The sequence below is a fragment of the Streptomyces sp. NPDC057565 genome, from assembly GCF_042801455.1.
Taxonomy (GTDB): Bacteria; Actinomycetota; Actinomycetes; order Streptomycetales; family Streptomycetaceae; genus Streptomyces; species Streptomyces yanii.
The window spans coordinates 49140-67880 of the sequence record NZ_JBHVFU010000020.1 but is presented as its reverse complement, the minus strand read 5'-3'; the positions used below and the strand labels follow the sequence as shown (position 1 = coordinate 67880).

Genomic DNA, 18741 nt, shown 5'->3' with positions numbered 1-18741 from the left:
GCACCGGACGGCCGGCCGCCCGAACAAGGAGGGGCGTGATCCGCATGCGTGTGGCGCTGGTCAGGGAGCTGGGCGGTCCGGAGGTACTGGTTCCGGCCGAGCGGCCCGACCCGGTGGCGGGGCCCGACGAGGTGGTGATCGACGTGAGTGACGTTGACACGCTCTTCGTGGAGACCCAGATCCGGTCGGGCGCCTTCCGCGACTACTTCCCGGTCGTCCCGCCGTACGTGCCGGGCGGCGGGATCGCCGGCACGGTCCGTACGGTCGGCGAGGGCGTCGACGCGCGTTGGACCGGCCGCCGGGTCGTCGCCTCCCTCGGCTTCGCGGGCGGCTACGCCGAGCAGGCCGTGACCCCCGCGGACCACCTGGTTCCGGTGCCCGACGGACTCGGGCTGCGCGAGGCCGCCGCCCTGATCCACGACGGGGTGACCGCCGCCGCGCTGCTGGAGGCGACCGCCCCCGAACCCGGCGAACGCGTACTGGTCCTCGGTGCCTCCGGTGGCATGGGCACCCTGCTCGTCCAGCTGGTGCACGCGGCCGGTGCGCACGTCGTCGCGGTGGCGCGAGGCAAGCGGAAGACGGAGCTGGTACGGGAGCTGGGCGCCGATGACGTGGTCGACGGCGCGGAGGCGGAGTGGGCGGAGCACGCCCGTGCGGCCCTGGAGAAGGCCGGCGGCCCTGCGGACGTGGTCCTGGACGGGGTCGGAGGCACGATGGGCGCGGCAGCTTTCGCGCTGGTCGCCGACGGCGGCCGCTTCTCCGCCCACGGGGCGCCGACCGGCACTTTCGCCAGGATCGATGCCGAGGAGGCTGCGCGGCGCTCCGTCTCGCTGCGCTCCATCGCGGATGTGCAGCTGACGGACGCGGAGCACGTACGCCTGGCCGGACACGCACTGGCCGAGGCGGCGGCCGGGCGGCTGCGCCCGGTGATCGGGCAGGTCTACCCGCTGGAGCAGGCGGCGCAGGCGCATGCGGCGATCGAGGGGCGCGGTCTGCTCGGCAAGGTGCTGCTCAGCACGCGGAAGGCGTGACGGGCCGGGGATCCGGAACCACCGCGTCCACGCCCGCGCCCCTGCCCGGTCCGGGCTCCGCCCGCCCGGGCCGGCCCCGCAGCAGGACCTCGACCCCGTCCAGCACCCGATCCAGTCCGAATGCGAACTCATCGTCCGGATCGTCCGGCGTGCCCAGCACGCCGGACACCAGCAGCCGCGAGAGTGCCGGGTGCCTCGCGGGGTCGATCAGCCGGTCGAGTGTCCGCGCGTACCCGTTCATCACTTCCTGCGGCGAGATGCCCCGCGCCTCGACGGCGGCGGCGAGGTCCCCCCTCAGCAGCGCCTCGTTCCGCACGAAACCGGCGACGAGAAGGATCACGGAGACCCCCTCCCTCTCGCTGAGACCGGTGCCGTCGAGCGCCTGGAGGCCCTGCTCCCACCAGGCGAGACTGTTGGGGCTGGCCGGCGGACCCACGACCGGGATACGGAGCATCCACAGATTGCGGTGGAACACCTCGCGCTGCGCCCACGCCCACTGCCGGAGCGCCTCCCGCCAGCCCGCACCGCTCTCCAGCGCGGGCAGCGGGGGCGGCGGACCCAGGGCCGCCTCCTGCATCAGGACGTAGAGCTCGTCCTTGGCCGATACATAGCGGTAGAGCGACATCGTCGAGGCGCCGAGGTCCTTCGCGACCCGCCCCATCGAGACCGCGCCGAGCCCCTCGGACTCGGCCACCGCCACCGCGGCGTCCACGATGCGGGCCAGACTCAGGCCGGGCTTCGGTCCCTTGACCGGGCGCTCCCGCAGCCCCCAGGCGGCTTCGATGCTGGCCGGCAGGCCCGTACCGCCCGACGAACCGTATGTTCCAGTCACCTGAACCACCTTCCGCGCCGCCCCCGGACCGCGGCCCCCGGGCCTGCGACGTCCCCCACCCGGAGCGGAGATCCGCCCTTGGATCCATCCTAGGAGGGCATACGTGGCACGCGGTCAGAACACATCCGGGCACCAGGCGCGCCGCGCCGCCCGGAACATCCCGTCCGCCACCGCCGCCGCTCCCGGCGTGAGTTCGTCGATCCGGCCCAGCGCCGCGAGCCGGAGTACCGATTCGTCGCCGAGGTAGAGCGTCCCCAGCTCCTGTACGTCCAGGGCCAGATCGGCGCTCTCCGCGGTCGGTGTGCAGGACGCGCCGTCCGGGGAGGCCTCCAGGCGGAATCGGCCGCCGGCGAGGCCGGCCGGGTCGCGGACGTCCAGGGTCAGGGTGGCCGGGACGGCGTAGGTGCGCGCCTCCAGGGCTCGTACGACATCCAGGACCCGCACCCACATCCAGTCCGCCTGCGTGACGGTGCGGGCCGCACGCGGGTCCGGGAGGAGGAGGGGGAGCAGGTCGTCGGGGGCACGGTAGCCGGAGCGGACCGTGGTGACCCAGTCGATCGAGCAGACGAAGTGCCACAGCGCCCGTTCCGCCGCCGGGGTCTCGGCGATCAGACCGACGACGGACGCCCGGTTCAGCGGCTGCTTCGCATCGCCCCACTTGTCGTCGGCGCGGTAGACGAGCAGGCCGTCGGCCTCGCCGTCCGCGTTGCGGTACACCGCGTGGAACGGTTCCGTCCAGGAACCCGGCACGGGCACGTCCTCGCCGGTGTTCAGCTGCCACCAGCGGTCTCCGCGACTGACCACGCCGTGCTGCCTGGCGCGCAGCCGGTCGTGCAGGGCGGGGCCGAGCTTGCGCACCTCGGCGCCGTCCACCAGGTCGATCCGGCCGCCGTCCGCCGCGGACGGGCCCGACCAGCGCGGGTCCAGGCCGGCCCGGGGGACGTCGATCTCCCACTCGGTGGTCCAGGTGGCCGGGCCGAACCCGTACCGCCCGTAGATCGGGTACTCCGCGGCGATCAGCGTCGCGACCACGTCGCCGCGCTCCTTCGCCGCCGCCAGGTCCGTGGCCATCATCCGGCTGAGCAGCCCGCGCCGGCGGTGCGTGGGCGACACCGTGACGTTGGTGACCGCGTCGGACGGCACCGTGGCGCCGCCGACGACCGTCAGCTCCTGCGCGAAGGACCGGAACGACGCCACGCACCGCCCGTCGTCGAACACCCCTTGGGTACGGGCCAGATCCATGTGCGGGAGGCGGCTCGCGACCTCCCCGTCCGTCACCGTCGGCGGTCGCAGAAAGCCGGTGTTCACGGCGCTCAGCCAACTGGGGAGCTCGGACGCGGTGACGGTACGGACCTCAGGACTCATGCTCCCCACGCTAGGCATACGGGACGGGGAATGTCGCCAGGTTTTCCGCGCCTCCCAGGGAGACCCGGACGGTCAGAACGCCGCCCGGATCACGCCCACTTCCGCGCCGCCGCCCAGCAGCGGCGCCCGGCCGATCCGGTCCACCACCGGCCCGTCGATGCCGAGCAGCTCCAGTGCCCTGGCCAGCACCGGGCCGAGCGCCCGTCCGCCGCCGTCGGCGATCTTGAATGCCACCGCCCGGCCGTCCGCCAGTGCCACCGCCTGGACCGCCTCCGCACCCATCTTGGAGAGCGTGCCCGGCACTTCGCGCATCAGCCACGTGTCGGGGCGCCGGGTGCCCGCGACGTACTCCGGGTGGGTGCGCATCGCATCCGCCACCCGGCGCTCCGCGGTGCCCTCCTCGGCCAGCACGAACGAGCGGAACGCCCGCGCCAGACCGACCAGGCTGATCGCCATCAGCGGGGCCCCGCAGCCGTCCGTACCCACTGCCGTGACCGGCTCGCCCGCCGCTTCCTCGATCACCCGGTGGACCAGCTGCTGGAGCGGGTGGGCGGGGTCCAGATAGGTCGCCTGGTCCCAGCCGTTGCGTGCACACACCGCGAGCATCGCCGCGTGCTTGCCCGAGCAGTTCATGGTGATCCGCTCGCGGACGCCGCCCGCGGCGAGATAGGTCTCCGCCTCCTCCGGGTCCAGCGGCAGATCGGGCGGGGTCTGCAGATCGTCCGGCGTCAGTCCGTGCTCGGCAAGCATCTTGCGTACGAGATCGAGGTGGAACCCCTCGCCCGAGTGGCTCGCGGCGGCCAGGGCCAGTCGTTCACCGGAGAGGTCGAGCCCGGCCCGCAGCACGGCGGCGGCCTGCATCGGCTTGTTCGAGGAGCGCGGGAAGACCGCCGCGGCCGGGTCCCCCAGCGCCTGCTCCACACTGCCGTCGGCGGCCAGCACGACCAGCGAGCCCCGGTGGTGGCCCTCGACGAAGCCGGACCGTACGACCTCGGCCAGAACGGGCAGCGCGGGGGCCGCCGGGGATATGAAGGGTGTGGAGCTCATCGTGGCGGCCTTCCGGGGTTGTGCGAGGGACCTGCCCCGGAAGGATCGCTTCAGGCGAGCAGGTCGTCTACTTGTGCTTCCCCGTCACGGTACCTGCGGGCGATCTCCGCACTGCAATCGTCCGCGGTGCACTGCAGCCGGTGACGGCGGCGGGAGACCTGTTGTTCGTAGCGGACGAGCCGTCCCATCGCGGTGTGCAGCTCTTCGTCGGTACGGGCGTCGAGGTCGGAGAGTTCGACCTCGGCGAGTGTCTCGGCGGCCAGCCGGCGGAACTCGTCGCTCCGCGGCGTGGTCAGCGTCACGTGCCGGGCGGACGAGCGGTGCCGCGACGGGGTGTCGGCGAGGATCTCGGAGAGCCGGTCCACGACCGGTGCCTCCGGGTCCCGGCGGCGGGCCAGCTCGGCCCGCAGGATGTCGATCCGTCCCTGGACCAGACGGCGTACGTAACTGAGGTCTGCCTCATCGCGCTGCGCGTCACGGCGCAGCGCGCGCAGTTCCGGCAGGCGCAGGGTGCCCAGCTCCGGCTGCGAGGGCCCGGGCAGGCCGTCGTCGAGGCAGGGACCGGTCCGTTGCACGGGCGGGCGCATGGTGCTGGTGCTAGTACTGGTACCGGCGGCGGCGGCACGCGTGACCGGTACGACACCGGGGGATTGCCCGGCTCCATATGTACTCATGCTCTGTCCATCCCCTCGACTGGTGCGTCGGCACACCGCCTTCCGTGCATGGTGCCACCCCACACCGTGCCTACGCAGGTGCTCTGTACCCGTTCAGCCCAAGATAGGTTGGTCTGTATGCGTGCAGTGATACAGAGAGTGGACGGCGCGAGCGTCACGGTGGCCGACGGAAACGGGCCCGAGGTGGTCGGCGAAATCGTCGGCGAGGGGCTGTGTGTGCTGGTCGGAGTCACCCACGGGGACACCGCGGAGAAGGCGGCGCAGCTCGCCCGCAAGCTCTGGTCGGTGCGCATTCTGGAGGGCGAGAAGTCCTGCTCCGATGTGAATGCACCGCTTTTGGTGATTTCGCAGTTCACTCTCTACGGGGACGCCCGGAAGGGGCGCAGGCCCACCTGGAACGCCGCGGCGCCCGGCGAGATCGCCGAACCGCTGGTCGACGAGGTGGTCGCGCAGCTGCGGGCGCTGGGCGCGCAGGTGGAGACGGGCCGGTTCGGAGCGGACATGCGGGTCTCGCTCACGAACCATGGCCCGTTCACCGTACTGATCGAGGTCTGAGCCGGGTTCGGCCGTGCGCGTCCGTAGACGGCTGCGCTTAGGAGATCTACGGCTCGACGACCGTCTCCTGGGCCGCCGCGGTGTCCCCCGCGAGTAGTTCCGCGTGCACCGCCACGTTGCGCTTGACCAGTGCCAGCGCGATCGGGCCCAGCTCGTGGTGGCGGGCGGACGTCGTGATGAAACCGAGCTGACGTCCCTCCGCCCCGTCCGCTGCGAGCCGCACCGGAGTGCCGTGTCCGGGCAGGATCACGTCGCTGCCGTCCAGGTGCAGGAAGACCAGTCGGCGCGGCGGCTTCCCCAGGTTCTGCACCCGGGCCACGGTCTCCTGACCGCGGTAGCAGCCCTTCTGGAGGTGAACGGCGGTGCCGATCCAGCCCAGCTCGTGCGGGATGGTGCGGTGGTCGGTCTCGAAGCCGAGCCGGGGGCGGTGAGCCTCGACGCGCAGCGCCTCGTAGGCCAGGATGCCGGCCGCCGGACCGTTCTCGGCGGCGTAGGTCTCCAGGTCGGCGCGGGGCAGGAACAGGTCACGGCCGTGCGGCGCCTCCCGTACGACGATGCCCTCGGGGACCTCCGCGATGGAGCCGGCCGGCAGGTGCACGACGGCGAAGTCCTCGGTGCGGTCGGCGACATCCACCCGGTAGAAGAACTTCATCGACTCCAGATAGGCGATCAGGTCGCCCTGGGTGTCCGGTTCGACGTGCATCCACACCGTCTCGCCGTCGTCGACAAGATAGAGGGCGTGCTCGATGTGCCCGTGCGCGGTGAGGATCAACGCCTCGGTGGCCTGTCCCGGGGCGAGTTCGCTGACGTGCTGGGTGATCAGCAGGTGCAGCCAGGCCAGCCGGTCGCTTCCGGTGACAGTGACGACGCCACGGTGCGAGAGGTCGACGAGGCCGGTGCCGTCGGCGAGGGCTCGCTGCTCGCGGAACAGGTCGCCGTAGTGCGCGGCGACGCCTTCGTCGCGGCCCTCGGCGGGGACGGCGCCGGGCAGGGACAGCAGGGGGCTCTTCATGCGACCAGCGTACGACTCGGTCTACTGCTCGGAAGCGGGCGGCCGGGGCTGATCGGCCGCACGATCGCCCGGCTCACCGTCCGTCTTCTTCGCCGTGCAGCCGGCGCAGCGGCCGAAGATCGCGAAGTGCTTCATGTCGGTCTCGAAGCCGAAGCTGTCCCGCAGCTTCGCGGTGAATTCGGCGACGACCCCGACATCGGCCTCGATGATGTCCCCGCAGTCCCGGCAGACCAGATGGATGTGGTGGTGTCGGTCGGCCAGGTGGTACGTCGGCGCACCGTGCCCCAGATGGGCATGGCTGACCAGCTGGAGCTCCTCAAGGAGCTCCAGGGTCCGGTAGACGGTCGAGATGTTCACACCGGACGCCGTCCTGCGCACCTCGGCGAGGATGTCGTCGGGCGTCGCGTGTTCCAGTGTGTCGACGGCTTCCAGGACAAGCTGCCGCTGCGGCGTCAGCCGATAGCCGCGCTGCCGAAGATCGGTCTTCCAGTCGGTGCTCACCACAGGCCCAGTGTAGGACCGGGTGAGCACCTGACCGCAGATCGTGCGCGTACCTGGATGCGTGCGGCTACTTGAAGAACGCGATGCCGTCGTCCGGCAGGTCGCCGAGGCTCTTCGCCATCGCCTCGACCTCTTCCGGGGTGACGACCTTCTTCAGGTGCGCCGACATGTACGGGCGCAGCTCCACGTCGGGGGTGGCCTTCTCGCCGACCCACATCAGGTCGCTGTTCACATAGCCGTAGAGGCGCTTGCCACCGTTGTACGGGCCGGAGGCCGCGGTCCGGGCCACCGCGTCGGTGACCAGGTCGATCTGCGGCTTCTGGTGGGCGAGCTCGCCGTACCAGATCTCGATGACGCCCTGGTCGCGGACCATGACGACCTCGACCTTGCGGTCCTTGTCGATGCGCCAGTAGCCGGACTCGGTCTCCAGCGGCTTGACCTTGTTGCCCTCGGCGTCGAGCACCCAGGAGTGCGAGACGTACTCCAGGAAGTCCCGGCCGTCGTGGCTGAAGGTGACTTCCTGGCCGAAGTTGCACTTCTCGGCGCCGGGGAAGTCGGACACGCCCGCGCCCGCCCAGTTGCCGAGCAGGAAGGCAAGCGGGACGAGGTCCGGGTGGAGGTCGGACGGGATCTCGATCATGAGCGGCTCAGACGATCTGTGAGGGAGTGGTGAGTGGTGCGGACTCGGGTCAGCGCTGGCCCTGGTACAGCTTCTTCACGGTCAGGCCGGCGAAGGCGAGAACACCGACGCAGACCAGGACCAGCAGGGTGGAGAAGAATGCCTCAAGCACGGGAGCTCCTCGGACGAGCGATAACGAGCGGTATGGCGGCAGTACGGGGCCGAGCCCCAGCCTAATGGGTAGGGGCCCGGCGCGACGGTTCGGGGCGTGCCGAGGAAGCGGGGCTCCCCGGCGTGCGGATCAGCCCAGCAGCTGGTTCTGCAGGATCAGCGTCTGCCGGAACGGGATCTGCTCGGCGATCTTTTCGCCCTGCTGCGAGTGGATGACCAGGGCGAGCGTGTCACCGGCCTGGATGTAGGCCTCGTGGATCCGTCCCTTCCCGGTCTTCGTCTCGCCGAACGCGTAGACCACGGTCTCCGGCACCTTGCCGCCGTTCCAGCTCTCGTCCATCTGCAGGTCCGTCGGCCAGTCGAGCGGTATGCCCGGGGTGCTGCTCACATAGGTGTCGTCCCGGAGCCTCTGGGCGTACGCCGTCGAGTTGAACTGCAGCAGATAGACCCTGGACCTCGTGCCGTCCGGCATGATCCAGCCGCGCGCCGCGATGTGGCGCAGGGCCGAGTCGTCGAGCAGCTGTGTGAGCTCGCCGCGCTTGTCCTTGCGGAACTCGCTGACGAACTGCGCCGTGCTCACCCAGCCGCCCGTCAGCTTCTTGTCCGCCGTTGCTCCGGCCGGGGCGGGGATCAGCAGCTTCCGCAGGTCGGCGTGGTGGACCTCGGCGACATTGGCCTCGTTGAACGGGCGCGGCGAACCGGCCGGCAGCGCGGGCAGGCTGAGCTCCGGGTAGTCCCAGCGTCCGTCGCCCTCGGTGGCCAGGCCCGGTACGTCGGTGCGCTCCATCGAGGTGATGCCGAGGGCCGTACCGGTGCCGAGACCGCCGAGCACCAGCACGGCGGCGGTCCAGCGGGCGACGGCCCGCAGGACGCGCCGGGACGGCTTCGGAGCAGGTACGGGCTCCGCCACCGGAAATGCCTGCTCGGGGGCCGCCGGGGGCTCGGAGGCCGGGACGGTCTCGGCGGCCGCTGCGGGCTCAGCTCCCATCGGCGGAAGCTCCTGATCCGGGACAGCGGGCTCCTCGGTCGCGGCGGCCGGTGTCGCCGTCTGCTCGGTCATACGTACTCCCCCGGGGACTCGATGTGGTCGAGCTGGTCCTTCACGAGATCGGCGACGTCGGACGCGCTGAACGGCTTGGTGCCGTACGCGTCGACGGTGAGGAACAGCTCCCCGTCGTACGCGAGGCAGGACAGGCCGTCGAGCTTCACCTTGGTCCGCACGGGCTCCCGGAAGCACCTGGCCTTCTTGTGGCCCTCGATCTTCGGCCCCGCGCGGAAGTCGCCGTAGGTGTCCATCAGCTCCGTCTGGAAGCCGTACAGGTCATGGACGGCCCTCTTGTCCTTCATCTTCACGATCTGGATCTCGACCGTCAGATCGCTGTCGTCCGAGGTGTACGAGCGCTGCGCGATGCCCTGGAGGTGGAGCCGGTCGATGCGCCGGTCCCGTTCGCGGCGCTGCTTGCCCGCGATCCCCCGGCCGCTCTCCTTCATCTGGGCCGTGGCCTTCTTGCCGCTGATCTCGTCGTCGTTTCCGTAGTCGCCCATGTCCGGGCCGAGACGGTAGCCCTTCGGGACCGGCAGCAGCAGCTTGCTGAGCTCGGTGTCGGCCCTGCCCCGGCCGACGTCCCCGGCGGGGTCCTTCGCGGGCTTGTGCGCGCCCCCGCCCCAGACCTCGGTGGTGACCGTGCGGTCGGCGCTGTCCACGGTGACCTTGGTGTAGGCGGCGGCACCGCCGACTGCGCCGAGGACCAGGACCGCGGGGAGCACGGCGAGCACCACGCGCCGGGCCCGGCCCTTCGGGGCGGGCGGGGCCGGCTCGGCGGGCGGGGCGGTGTCGGGTGTCACGTCGTCGTTCACAGCCGCTCCAGCTGTCGCTCGGCCAGGGCCCGGATGTCCTTCTTGCTGATCGGCGCGGTGTCGAAGATGTTGATGTCGAACATGACGTCGCCGCGCTGGGCGATGGCCCGCGCCTGGTAGACGGGCAGGTAGCCCGGCTTGTTCACCGCCTTGTACAGGAAGTAGCGGCCGTTGCCGCTGCCCTTGATCGGATCACCCTCGTTGCCCGCGCCGTCCTTGGCGTAGGGCATGTAACCCAGCTGATCGTTCGCATGGTCGGACGCCCCGAGCTCTGCACCGGAGCGGAACTGCACGAGGCGGATGCCTACATCGCGGTACTGCCCCTGCGACCAGTTGGCGGCCGCGATCCGGCGGACGTCGGCCTCCGCGAGCGTTTCGAACATGTAGTCCTCGCTCGTGAACTCCCGCGCGTACGCGTCAAGGGACATCCAGCCCTTGGTCGGGAACGGGAATCTGGCGTTGCGCGCCCCCGAGGGCTTGCCGACCAGCAGCTCGCGCAGATCGCCGTCCGTCCTCCGCTGCCGGTCCTGCGACACGGGGAGCGGGTCCGGGACCTTGTCCGTCGGCAACGCCTTCGCCGGGTAGGCCAGGTTCGGCTGCGACAGGGCGGGCAGCGGTGTCGGGGCGCGGTCGGCCTGCACGCCGTAACCGACGGCGGTGCCACCGGCGATCCCGAGCACCGCGGCGGCGGCGATCAGCAGGGTCGTACGGCCACGGGGCCGCGGCTTGACCGGCGCCGGAACGGGATCTGGCTCGGGGCCGGCAACAGGATCGGGAACGACTGCGGGTGGTGCTGCGGGCGGCTCTACGGCCTGGACCGCCACCTCGACCTGCACGGGAGGCTCGGCCGCCCCGCCAGGAATGGTGTCTTTCGGTTCCAAAATGGGTCCCCCCACGAGACCTCAGGCGCAGATTCCGTTACCTGCGCACCCAACTGACCCATGGCAGTGGGGTGAGGTTGCGCGGCCGACGATTACAGTTCGGCATATGCAGAAGAAGCTCGTGATCAAGGTGACCGCAGGTGCCGACTCCCCCGAGCGCTGCTCGCAGGCGTTCACGGTGGCGGCCGTCGCCGTCGCCAGCGGCGTGGAGGTCTCGCTCTGGCTGACCGGCGAATCCTCCTGGTTCGCCCTGCCGGGCCGCGCCGCCGAGTTCGAACTTCCGCACGCCGCACCGCTGCCGGACCTGATCGAGTCGATTCAGGCGGGCGGCCTGATCACCCTCTGCACCCAGTGCGCGGCTCGGCGCGACATCACCGAGGACGACGTACTGGAAGGTGTACGGATCGCGGGCGCCCAGATCTTCGTCAGCGAGGTCATGGCGGACGGCGTCCAGGCCCTCGTCTACTGACGGTTCTTCCCGGCGACGGCGGACAGTTCCGCTACTGGCGGCGCTTCTTGCCGTCGAGCTCGTCCCACCACTCGTCCGACTTCGGGTCGCCGGACGGATCGTCCCACCAGCGGTCCTCCGGCCCCCGCCGGTTGGCGACCATCGCCGCGACGGGCGGGATGACCATGGCGACCACGCACATTCCGACGGCGACGGGCACCGACCAGAGCCGCACGAAGGCCCAGGCGGAGACGAAAAGGACGATGCATCCGCCCATCATCAGGAAGTAGCGGCGACGGCGCCGGGCGTACATAGCTCAAGCGTAGGCCCGATCCCGGCCCGTGCGCCCGGCACGAACGGGCCCGCGCACACCCTGTGGACGGCGCGAAGGGCCGTACCCCGGTTCAGAAGGCGTCCAACCCCCTGGGGTACGGCCCTCCGGCCGATCTGTGCCGCGGATCAGACGGCGATGGCCACCTCGGAGAGGCCACCGGTCTGCGCGACGACCGTGCGGTCGGCGCTGCCGCCCGGGACGAGGGCGCGCAGCGTCCAGGTGCCCTCGGCCGCGTAGAAACGGAACTGTCCGGTCGCCGAGGTCGGGACCTCGGCGGTGAACTCGCCGGTCGAGTCCAGCAGACGGACGTAACCGGTCACCGGCTCGCCGTCGCGGGTCACGCTGCCCTGGATCGTGGTCTCACCGGGCTTGATCGTCGAAGCGTCGGGGCCGCCGGCCTTTGCTCCACACATGGTGTTCTGTCCTTCTGGTCGGGGTCGGGGTGGTCCAGGTCGCGCGGAGTTACTTGTTGGCGCCGAGCTCGATCGGCACGCCGACGAGGGAGCCGTACTCGGTCCACGAGCCGTCGTAGTTCTTGACGTTCTCCTGGCCGAGCAGCTGGTGCAGCACGAACCAGGTCAGGGCCGAGCGCTCACCGATGCGGCAGTACGCGATGGTGTCCTTCGACAGGTCGACCTGCTCGTCCTCGTAGAGGGCCTTGAGCTCGTCGTCCGACTTGAAGGTGCCGTCGTCGTTGGCGTTCTTCGACCACGGGATGTTGCGCGCGGTCGGGACGTGACCCGGACGCTGCGACTGCTCCTGCGGGAGGTGCGCCGGGGCGAGCAGCTTGCCGCTGAACTCGTCGGGCGAACGGACGTCGACCAGGTTCTGGTTGCCGATCGCTGCCACGACGTCGTCGCGGTAGGCGCGGATCGACTGGTCCTGGGCCTGGGCCTTGTACTGGGTGGCCGGGCGGGACGGGATCTGGTCGCCGTCGACCAGGTCGCGGGAGTCGAGCTCCCACTTCTTGCGGCCGCCGTCGAGCAGACGGACGTCCTGGTGACCGTAGAGCTTGAAGTACCAGAACGCGTAGGACGCGAACCAGTTGTTGTTGCCGCCGTAGAGCACGACCGTGGTGTCGTTGCCGATGCCCTTCTCGGACAGGAGCTTCTCGAAGCCGGCCTGGTCGATGAAGTCACGGCGGACCGGGTCCTGGAGGTCCTGGGTCCAGTCGATCCGGATCGCGTTCTTGATGTGGTTCTTCTCGTACGCCGAGGTGTCCTCGTCGACCTCGACAAGAGCAACCTTCGGGTCGTCGATGTGGGCTTCGACCCAGTCGGCGTCTACGAGGACGTCACTGCGGCTCATTCTGTTCTCCTCCGGGGCAGTCTGCGGCGAGATGGTGCGGGGTGCGGATGTACGGGGGCGCGTTTCTGCGCGGACACACATGCACGGCAACGGGCCCTGACAGTGGTCGAAGGGCCGGGGAATGCGGGATGCGACGATCCCGCTCAGACAGTGCGACAGAGCATGGCGGCGACGCGGCACAGGTCTACTGCCCGCCGCTTCGTGAGATCCGCCTGGCCCCGCTGACGGAGACCGCTGATAGAGCACTGCATGGGACCGATCGTAGGGACGTGCGGGCGGACATGTCACCGCCGTGTCGCATTGTGAGACACGATCGTCCGCAATCCGGGACGGTTGACCGATTGCGGCGCCGCCCGGACCGGCGCCGGGCGAAGCGCGTCGTCCAGTCATCTGCGGGTCGGACGAGTCCGTCTCACTATGTGGCGCAACGGCTGCGGAATGTCCTACCCAGCCTGCACGCGGTTCATCTATCCCGCGAGCCGGATGTCCGAGCCCGTCACCGAGATCTCCAGACCGTCCTTCGTCGGCTCGATCCGCTGCAGCTTCAGCCCGCTGGGCAGGGCGCCGATCTCCCGCTCGAAGTCGGTCTTCCTGCGCACCAGGCCTTCGAGTCCGGGAATGCCCTCGCCCGGCACCTTGTCCGCGTGCACCCGCACGGTGCGGCCGTCGACGAGGGTGACGGTGGAGGTCACGCTGCGCGTGAGGGTGCGGCCGAGGATGTCGACGGCGCCGGTCACCTTCACCTTGCCGTTGCCGCCGTACTCGACGACGACGCCGTCGTCGGCCGCGTGCGTCAGGTCCTCGTACGAGATGGTCGCCGTGCCCGTGGCCCGGGCGGCGGTGGCGGTGGCGAAGCCGTCGGCCAGCGTGACGTCGTGGAGTTCGGCCTTCATCTCGCTGATCCGGATCCTGCGCCCAGCGGCGGCGGTCTCGATGCCGGTGAGCTTGATGTCGACCTGGTCGAGTGCCGATCCGGCGACCTGGGTCAGAAAGGGGAAACCCTTGATGGAGACGTCCGTCGAGTCGACCGTGCCCCCGCTGACCTCGATCCGGCCCGCGGCCTCGGACTCGGCGAAGTACACCGCGGTCCGGTCGACGACGATGAAGACGCCGCCCAGGACCACCACGATGACCAGCAGTATTCGCAGTGCACGCATGCCCGTTCTTCCCCCCACCCTGCCGTCCGCCCGGACCCCCTGGCGCCCGTGAGCCCACTGTCGCCGCACGGCACGCCCGGGGTGATCGACGAGCCCGGGCCCCTCCGCGGTTCCCGGTCGGCGGCGGTCCCGCGGGTCAGGAGATCGCGCGGCCGATCAGATACACGGCGGGGGCGGCGGCGGTGAGCGGCAGCGCCACCCCGGCCGTCATGTGCACAAAACGTGACGGGTAGTCGTAGCTCGCCACCCGCAGCCCGATCAGCGCGCAGCCACCGGCCGCGAACCCGAGGAAGGCACCCTTCGCGCCCAGGTCGGTGAGCCCACCGGCCGCGACACCGGCGCCCGCGGCGGCGAGCAGCGCCACCACGACCGAGGCGGGTCCGGGCACCGGCAGCGCCCTGGCGAGCACGGCGACCGCGACAGCCACACAGCCGACCGTCACGGCGTCCGGCGCCGCCGCGAGATGCCCGGCGGCGAGGATCGCCAGGGCGGCCGACGCGACGGTGGCCATCAGCCCGTACATCCGCTCGTCGGCGCCCGCGTGGCTGCGCAGTTGCAGGACGACGGTGAGCAGCACCCAGATGCCGAGGGTGCCGAGGATCGCCGCCGGGGCGTTGTCCCGGCCCGCGACGAGCAGCACGACATCGGCGACGAACCCGCCGGCGAAGGCGAGCGCGATGCCCTGCCGGGCGGGCCACATGCCGTTGAGCCGGAACCAGCCGGCGGCGGTCACGGCCTGGAGGAGCACCAGCGGTACGAAGAGCGCGTACTGTCCGATCGCGGCGCCGAGGGCGAGCAGCAGCCCGAGCCCCGCGGTGATCGCCGCAGGCTGCATCCCCGGCGCGATGATCGGCGAACGGCCCTCGGCGCGGGCGCGCTGGGCGTCGGTGATGCGGCTGTTGCCCAGGGTGGTGGGCGCGCTGTAGCCGGAGGCGTCGTGCGCGGCCGCCGCGGCCGGTGCCGGGGCGGCCGCCGGGACCTCGGGGGGCAGCGGGTACGAGCCGGAGGCGCCCTGAGGAATCGGGTATCCGGCGTCGACGGCGGGACCGGCGGCGGCCGCGACGGGCTGCTGCGGCGCCTGCGCCGGGTACGACTGCCCGTACTGGGGCTGCTCGTACTGAGGCTGCTCGTACTGCTGGGCGTAGGGCTGCCCGTGCTGAGGCTGCTCGTACTGCTGGGCGTAGGGCTGCTCGTACTGAGGCTGCTCTTGCTGCTGGGCGTAGGGCTGCCCGTACTGAGGCTGCTCTTGCTGCTGGGCGTAGGGCTGCCCGTACTGAGGCTGCGCATACTGCTGCGGCTGCCCGTACTCGGGCTGCTGCGGCTGCTGCGTGGGCTGGACGGCCGGCTGGTACTGGGTGTCCCAGGTCTGCCCCTCCCAGGTCTGTGCGACCCCGGGGTCCTGGATCGCCTGGTTCGGGTCGTACGGGACCTGCTGCCCGTACGACTGCGGTTCCTGGCCGTTTCCGTACCCGTAACCGGTCCCGGTCCCGGGCTGCTGTCCGTACGGATACTGCTGATCGCTGTTGCTCATGTGCTGCGGTTCACCCTCCTGCGAACGGCGGGAGCACCTCGACCGTGCCGCCCTCGGCAAGGCGTACGGTCTCATGGCTGCGGGTCCCCACGGGGTCACCGTCGATCAGGAACGAGCACCGTTGCAGCACTCGGGTGAGCTCACCGGGGTGCCGCTCGCGCACCGCGTCGAGCGCCTCGGCGAGCGTCGCGGCTGCGTACGGCTCCTCCGCGGTCCCGGCGGCGGCCTTGGCGGCGGCCCAGTAGCGGATGGTTCCCGCTGGCATGGCGACGCTCCCTTCGTCTCGCATCAGCTGTCCATGATGAATCACTCCGCCACCGCCCAGTCCGCGATCCGGGTGAGCAAGCTCTCGTCCGCCGCGTTCTCGGCGTGCCCCATGCCGCGCTGCAGCCACAGTTCCGCACCGCCCTGTGCCGCGTCGGCCAGCATGCGGGGGTGGTCGAGCGGGAAGTAGGGGTCCTGGTCGCCGTGCACGATGAGCAGCGGCGCCGGGGCGATCAGCGGGACCGCCTCGACCGGGGAGAGCGGCACGGGGTCCCACTCCTTGCGGTCGATCCGGGTGCGGAAGCCGTACCGGCCGACCAGCCGACCGGTGGGCCGGGTCACCACCCAGTGCAGGCGCCGCATCGGGGCCGTACCCCGGTAGTACCAGCGAGCGGGAGCACTCACGGCCACCACCGCATCCGCGTGTGCTGCCATGCGCCCCCCGTGCGCGGGAACCGGACGAGCGAGCTGCGCCGTGTCCGGAGAGGTCCCGGGAGCCGTATACAGCGCCCCGTGCCGGAGCACCACGGACCCGCCCATCGAGAACCCGACCGTCACCACCCGCCGGTGTCCGAGCGAGCGCGCCCACGCCACCGCGGCCGCCAGATCCAGCACCTCGCGGTCACCGACCGTCGACCGGCCCCCGGACCCCCCGTGCCCCCGGAAGGAGAACGTGATCACGGCCGCACGCTGGGCGAACACCCCCGCCGCGCGCCGCACGGCCGGCCGGTCCACCGAACCGGTGAATCCGTGCGCGACCACGATCGCCGTGCCGGTGTCCCCGCCATCGACGCCGGGGGCGGCACCGGTCGTACACGGTACGTACACCGCCTCGATCGGCAGCCCGTCATCCGTCCGCAATGTGGTGCGCCGGGCTCCCGGCGTGATCAAGCGAACAGAAGAACCCCGAAACGGACTCTCGGACACAGAACTCATGTGGGCTATTCTGCTGGGAAGAGGATCCGGGCAATGCAGCCCCCGGGTCCTTTTGTGCTTTACGCGCGTTGTTACGACGACGTTTCAACAAGCTCAGCGGTCGCAGGGCGCGGGACCGCACCGTAAAACTCGTATGACAACCGTCGTACGGCAGCAGCACGGAAAACGTACGAAGAAGTGCTGCAGATCTCCCCCGGGCCCCACCCGGGAGTGCCCCTCTCGCAGGGAACGAGGAGGACCGACGTAATGGGCGAGCAAGGCAAGAAAATCGTGCACGATCATCGACCGACGACCCGGGCAGGTGGGCGGCGATGAGTTCTCTGCTGCTTCTCACCAACGCTCTTCAACCGTCGACGGAGGTGCTTCCCGCCCTCGGCCTCCTGCTGCACAACGTGCGGGTGGCCCCCGCCGAGGGACCCGCTCTCGTCGACACCCCGGGTGCCGACGTCATCCTCGTCGACGGCCGCCGCGACCTGCCGCAGGTGCGGTCGCTGTGCCAGCTGCTGCGGTCCACCGGACCGGGCTGTCCGCTGATCCTCGTCGTGACGGAGGGCGGTCTCGCGGCCGTCACCGCCGACTGGGGCATCGACGACGTGCTGCTGGACACCGCGGGACCGGCCGAGGTCGAGGCCCGGCTGCGGCTCGCCACCGGCCGGCAGCAGCTCACCTCCGACGACTCCCCGATGGAGATCCGCAACGGTGATCTCTCGGTCGACGAGGCGACCTACAGCGCAAAACTGAAGGGCCGGGTCCTCGACCTGACCTTCAAGGAATTCGAACTGCTCAAGTACCTCGCGCAGCACCCGGGCCGGGTCTTCACCCGCGCCCAGCTGCTGCAGGAGGTCTGGGGCTACGACTACTTCGGCGGTACCCGGACGGTCGACGTCCATGTCCGGCGGCTGCGCGCCAAGCTCGGCCCCGAGCACGAGTCGTTGATCGGCACGGTCCGCAACGTCGGCTACCGCTTCGTCGCACCGGAGAAGGTGGAGCGCGCCGCCGAGGAGGCGAAGTCCCAGGCGGCGAAGGCAGCCGCCGAACCACTCACCCGTTCGGAGCATCCCTCCGTGCCCGAGGTCATGGAAGATGCCCCGGTCCGGCCTGCCAACAGGTAGGTCCATCCGCGTAGACTGCCGCGCGTGGCCAAGGTGACGCGGGATGATGTGGCGAGACTGGCGGGGACGTCGACCGCGGTCGTCAGCTACGTCATCAACAACGGACCCCGGCCGGTTGCCCCGGCCACGCGCGAGCGGGTACTCGCCGCGATCAAGGAGCTGGGCTACCGGCCCGACCGGGTCGCCCAGGCGATGGCCTCGCGGCGGACCGACCTCATAGGGATGATCGTTCCGGACGCCCGCCAACCCTTCTTCGCGGAAATGGCGCACGCGGTCGAACAGGCTGCCGCCGAGCGCGGAAAAATGGTTCTCGTCGGCAACTCCGACTACCGCGACGAGCGCGAGGTCCACTACCTCCGCGCCTTCCTCGGTATGCGCGTCTCCGGACTGATCCTCGTCAGCCAGGGACCCAGCGAGCGGGCTGCGGCCGAGGTGGAGGCATGGGACGCCCGGGTCGTGCTGCTGCACGAGCGGCCCGAGGCGATCGACGACGTCGCGGTCGTCACCGACGACATCGGCGGCGCGCAGCTCGCCACCCGGCATCTCCTGGAACACGGCAACGCGTACGTGGCGTGCCTCGGCGGCATGGAGTCCACCCCGGCGGTCGGCGACCCGGTCGCGGACCACGTCGAGGGCTGGCGAAGGGCGATGCACGAGTCGGGGCGCTCGACGGAGGGCCGGCTCTTCCAGGCCCCGTACAACCGCTACGACGCCTACCGGGTGGCGCTCGGACTGCTCTCCGGTCCGGATCGGCCCCCGGCGATCTTCTGCTCGACGGACGACCAGGCCATCGGGGTGCTCCGGGCCGCGCGCGAACTGCGGATCGATGTGCCCGGGGAGCTCGCGGTGGCGGGCTTCGACGACGTGAAGGAAGCGGGCCTGACCGATCCGCCACTGACGACGGTCTTCTCGGACCGCCCGGCGATGGCCAGGGCCGCGGTGGATCTGGTGCTCGACGACTCGCTGCGGGTCTCGGGCTCGCGGCGGGAGCGGCTGAAGCAGTTCCCGTCGGCGCTGGTGGTGCGGCGCTCGTGCGGGTGCGGGGAGCCGGCGGACCGGTAGCCGGGACACTTCCCCGGCCCGGGGCGCTCGCCCTCCCGCCCACC

General features: G+C 71.0%; 23 protein-coding genes. 5 read left to right on the top strand and 18 right to left on the bottom strand.

The features are described from left to right. Positions 1-44: 44 nt before the first annotated feature. Complete coding sequence (locus ACFU8W_RS29010; protein WP_384043304.1) at positions 45-1031, top strand: zinc-binding dehydrogenase; 987 nt, start codon at positions 45-47, stop codon at positions 1029-1031. Here ACFU8W_RS29010 and ACFU8W_RS29005 read toward each other — a convergent pair. From ACFU8W_RS29005 to ACFU8W_RS28990, 4 genes are all read right to left on the bottom strand, one after another. After that, complete coding sequence (locus ACFU8W_RS29005; RefSeq protein WP_384043151.1) at positions 1012-1863, bottom strand: TetR/AcrR family transcriptional regulator; 852 nt, start codon at positions 1861-1863, stop codon at positions 1012-1014. The genes ACFU8W_RS29010 and ACFU8W_RS29005 overlap by 20 nt on opposite strands. Positions 1864-1977: 114 nt before the next feature. Continuing rightward, positions 1978-3228, bottom strand: coding sequence for a GNAT family N-acetyltransferase (locus tag ACFU8W_RS29000; protein WP_384043146.1), 1251 nt, complete (start codon positions 3226-3228; stop codon positions 1978-1980). A 72-nt stretch (positions 3229-3300) separates the two neighbouring features. Then, positions 3301-4275: an asparaginase gene (locus ACFU8W_RS28995; RefSeq protein WP_384043142.1), complete on the bottom strand. Its 975-nt coding sequence runs from the start codon at positions 4273-4275 to the stop codon at positions 3301-3303. Between the two features lie 50 nt (positions 4276-4325). Beyond that, positions 4326-4949, bottom strand: a complete 624-nt coding sequence (locus tag ACFU8W_RS28990; protein ID WP_345512404.1) for an ABC transporter substrate-binding protein — start codon at positions 4947-4949, stop codon at positions 4326-4328. Between the two features lie 117 nt (positions 4950-5066). On the opposite strand from ACFU8W_RS28990, the gene dtd reads away from it, so the two are divergent. Further along, on the top strand, positions 5067-5504 hold the full coding sequence (gene dtd / locus ACFU8W_RS28985) for a D-aminoacyl-tRNA deacylase (protein ID WP_345512405.1): 438 nt from the start codon (positions 5067-5069) through the stop codon (positions 5502-5504). Between the two features lie 46 nt (positions 5505-5550). Here the strand turns inward: dtd and ACFU8W_RS28980 are convergent, their stop codons facing one another. The 6 genes from ACFU8W_RS28980 to ACFU8W_RS28955 all read right to left on the bottom strand — a co-directional run bounded on the left by ACFU8W_RS28980 (position 5551) and on the right by ACFU8W_RS28955 (position 10545). Continuing rightward, positions 5551-6516: a YgfZ/GcvT domain-containing protein gene (locus ACFU8W_RS28980; protein ID WP_384043135.1), complete on the bottom strand. Its 966-nt coding sequence runs from the start codon at positions 6514-6516 to the stop codon at positions 5551-5553. Between the two features lie 21 nt (positions 6517-6537). After that, a complete protein-coding gene (locus ACFU8W_RS28975; RefSeq protein ID WP_384043132.1) occupies positions 6538-7020 on the bottom strand; it encodes a Fur family transcriptional regulator in 483 nt (160 codons plus the stop codon). Between the two features lie 64 nt (positions 7021-7084). Beyond that, the gene (locus ACFU8W_RS28970; RefSeq protein WP_345512408.1) at positions 7085-7657 is read right to left on the bottom strand and encodes an FABP family protein; all 573 of its coding nucleotides are present in this window, start codon (positions 7655-7657) and stop codon (positions 7085-7087) included. A 280-nt stretch (positions 7658-7937) separates the two neighbouring features. Then, positions 7938-8867 (bottom strand): hypothetical protein, encoded by a 930-nt coding sequence (locus ACFU8W_RS28965; protein ID WP_384043129.1) that lies wholly within the window; start codon positions 8865-8867, stop codon positions 7938-7940. After that, complete coding sequence (locus tag ACFU8W_RS28960) at positions 8864-9664, bottom strand: hypothetical protein (RefSeq protein ID WP_384043125.1); 801 nt, start codon at positions 9662-9664, stop codon at positions 8864-8866. Before ACFU8W_RS28960 ends, ACFU8W_RS28965 begins: the two co-directional genes overlap by 4 nt. After that, a complete protein-coding gene (locus tag ACFU8W_RS28955; RefSeq protein WP_384043122.1) occupies positions 9661-10545 on the bottom strand; it encodes a hypothetical protein in 885 nt (294 codons plus the stop codon). Before ACFU8W_RS28955 ends, ACFU8W_RS28960 begins: the two co-directional genes overlap by 4 nt. Positions 10546-10651: 106 nt before the next feature. On the opposite strand from ACFU8W_RS28955, the gene ACFU8W_RS28950 reads away from it, so the two are divergent. After that, positions 10652-11014 (top strand): DsrE family protein, encoded by a 363-nt coding sequence (locus ACFU8W_RS28950; protein ID WP_345512413.1) that lies wholly within the window; start codon positions 10652-10654, stop codon positions 11012-11014. A gap of 31 nt (positions 11015-11045) precedes the next feature. Here ACFU8W_RS28950 and ACFU8W_RS28945 read toward each other — a convergent pair whose 3' ends face one another. From ACFU8W_RS28945 to ACFU8W_RS28910, 8 genes are all read right to left on the bottom strand, one after another. Continuing rightward, positions 11046-11306: a DUF3099 domain-containing protein gene (locus tag ACFU8W_RS28945; RefSeq protein WP_345512414.1), complete on the bottom strand. Its 261-nt coding sequence runs from the start codon at positions 11304-11306 to the stop codon at positions 11046-11048. 146 nt (positions 11307-11452) lie between these two features. After that, positions 11453-11740 (bottom strand): DUF1416 domain-containing protein, encoded by a 288-nt coding sequence (locus ACFU8W_RS28940; RefSeq protein ID WP_018490348.1) that lies wholly within the window; start codon positions 11738-11740, stop codon positions 11453-11455. 49 nt (positions 11741-11789) lie between these two features. Next, on the bottom strand, positions 11790-12635 hold the full coding sequence (locus tag ACFU8W_RS28935; RefSeq protein ID WP_345512415.1) for a sulfurtransferase: 846 nt from the start codon (positions 12633-12635) through the stop codon (positions 11790-11792). A gap of 143 nt (positions 12636-12778) precedes the next feature. Beyond that, complete coding sequence (locus ACFU8W_RS28930) at positions 12779-12886, bottom strand: putative leader peptide (protein ID WP_351392369.1); 108 nt, start codon at positions 12884-12886, stop codon at positions 12779-12781. A gap of 216 nt (positions 12887-13102) precedes the next feature. Next, on the bottom strand, positions 13103-13792 hold the full coding sequence (locus ACFU8W_RS28925; protein WP_384043117.1) for a DUF2993 domain-containing protein: 690 nt from the start codon (positions 13790-13792) through the stop codon (positions 13103-13105). Positions 13793-13928: 136 nt separating this feature from the next. Then, positions 13929-15323, bottom strand: a complete 1395-nt coding sequence (locus ACFU8W_RS28920; RefSeq protein WP_384043114.1) for a hypothetical protein — start codon at positions 15321-15323, stop codon at positions 13929-13931. 10 nt (positions 15324-15333) lie between these two features. Beyond that, positions 15334-15588 carry a MoaD/ThiS family protein gene (locus ACFU8W_RS28915; RefSeq protein WP_030925031.1) on the bottom strand — a complete coding sequence of 85 codons (255 nt, stop codon included), beginning with the start codon at positions 15586-15588 and terminating at the stop codon, positions 15334-15336. 41 nt (positions 15589-15629) lie between these two features. Next, a complete protein-coding gene (locus tag ACFU8W_RS28910) occupies positions 15630-16523 on the bottom strand; it encodes an alpha/beta hydrolase family protein (RefSeq protein ID WP_384043111.1) in 894 nt (297 codons plus the stop codon). Positions 16524-16834: 311 nt separating this feature from the next. Between ACFU8W_RS28910 and ACFU8W_RS28905 the strand changes: the two genes are divergently transcribed. After that, positions 16835-17635, top strand: a complete 801-nt coding sequence (locus ACFU8W_RS28905) for a response regulator transcription factor (protein WP_345512420.1) — start codon at positions 16835-16837, stop codon at positions 17633-17635. Between the two features lie 24 nt (positions 17636-17659). Then, positions 17660-18697, top strand: a complete 1038-nt coding sequence (locus tag ACFU8W_RS28900) for a LacI family DNA-binding transcriptional regulator (protein WP_384043108.1) — start codon at positions 17660-17662, stop codon at positions 18695-18697. The last annotated feature ends 44 nt before the right edge of the window (positions 18698-18741 follow it).

Excerpts from the sequence above, each read along its gene's own strand:
- ACFU8W_RS28990 (WP_345512404.1), bottom strand. The coding sequence starts at position 4,949 with ATGAGTACATATGGAGCCGGGCAATCCCCCGGTGTCGTACCGGTCACG.
- ACFU8W_RS28940 (WP_018490348.1), bottom strand. The coding sequence starts at position 11,740 with ATGTGTGGAGCAAAGGCCGGCGGCCCCGACGCTTCGACGATCAAGCCC.
- ACFU8W_RS28905 (WP_345512420.1), top strand. The coding sequence starts at position 16,835 with ATGAGTTCTCTGCTGCTTCTCACCAACGCTCTTCAACCGTCGACGGAG.
- ACFU8W_RS28980 (WP_384043135.1), bottom strand. The coding sequence starts at position 6,516 with ATGAAGAGCCCCCTGCTGTCCCTGCCCGGCGCCGTCCCCGCCGAGGGC.
- ACFU8W_RS28935 (WP_345512415.1), bottom strand. The coding sequence starts at position 12,635 with ATGAGCCGCAGTGACGTCCTCGTAGACGCCGACTGGGTCGAAGCCCAC.
- ACFU8W_RS28950 (WP_345512413.1), top strand. The coding sequence starts at position 10,652 with ATGCAGAAGAAGCTCGTGATCAAGGTGACCGCAGGTGCCGACTCCCCC.
- ACFU8W_RS28930 (WP_351392369.1), bottom strand. The coding sequence starts at position 12,886 with ATGCAGTGCTCTATCAGCGGTCTCCGTCAGCGGGGCCAGGCGGATCTC.
- ACFU8W_RS28995 (WP_384043142.1), bottom strand. The coding sequence starts at position 4,275 with ATGAGCTCCACACCCTTCATATCCCCGGCGGCCCCCGCGCTGCCCGTT.
- ACFU8W_RS28915 (WP_030925031.1), bottom strand. The coding sequence starts at position 15,588 with ATGCCAGCGGGAACCATCCGCTACTGGGCCGCCGCCAAGGCCGCCGCC.
- ACFU8W_RS28970 (WP_345512408.1), bottom strand. The coding sequence starts at position 7,657 with ATGATCGAGATCCCGTCCGACCTCCACCCGGACCTCGTCCCGCTTGCC.
- ACFU8W_RS29000 (WP_384043146.1), bottom strand. The coding sequence starts at position 3,228 with ATGAGTCCTGAGGTCCGTACCGTCACCGCGTCCGAGCTCCCCAGTTGG.
- ACFU8W_RS28925 (WP_384043117.1), bottom strand. The coding sequence starts at position 13,792 with ATGCGTGCACTGCGAATACTGCTGGTCATCGTGGTGGTCCTGGGCGGC.
- ACFU8W_RS28920 (WP_384043114.1), bottom strand. The coding sequence starts at position 15,323 with ATGAGCAACAGCGATCAGCAGTATCCGTACGGACAGCAGCCCGGGACC.
- dtd (WP_345512405.1), top strand. The coding sequence starts at position 5,067 with ATGCGTGCAGTGATACAGAGAGTGGACGGCGCGAGCGTCACGGTGGCC.
- ACFU8W_RS29010 (WP_384043304.1), top strand. The coding sequence starts at position 45 with ATGCGTGTGGCGCTGGTCAGGGAGCTGGGCGGTCCGGAGGTACTGGTT.
- ACFU8W_RS28910 (WP_384043111.1), bottom strand. The coding sequence starts at position 16,523 with ATGAGTTCTGTGTCCGAGAGTCCGTTTCGGGGTTCTTCTGTTCGCTTG.
- ACFU8W_RS28965 (WP_384043129.1), bottom strand. The coding sequence starts at position 8,867 with ATGACCGAGCAGACGGCGACACCGGCCGCCGCGACCGAGGAGCCCGCT.
- ACFU8W_RS28945 (WP_345512414.1), bottom strand. The coding sequence starts at position 11,306 with ATGTACGCCCGGCGCCGTCGCCGCTACTTCCTGATGATGGGCGGATGC.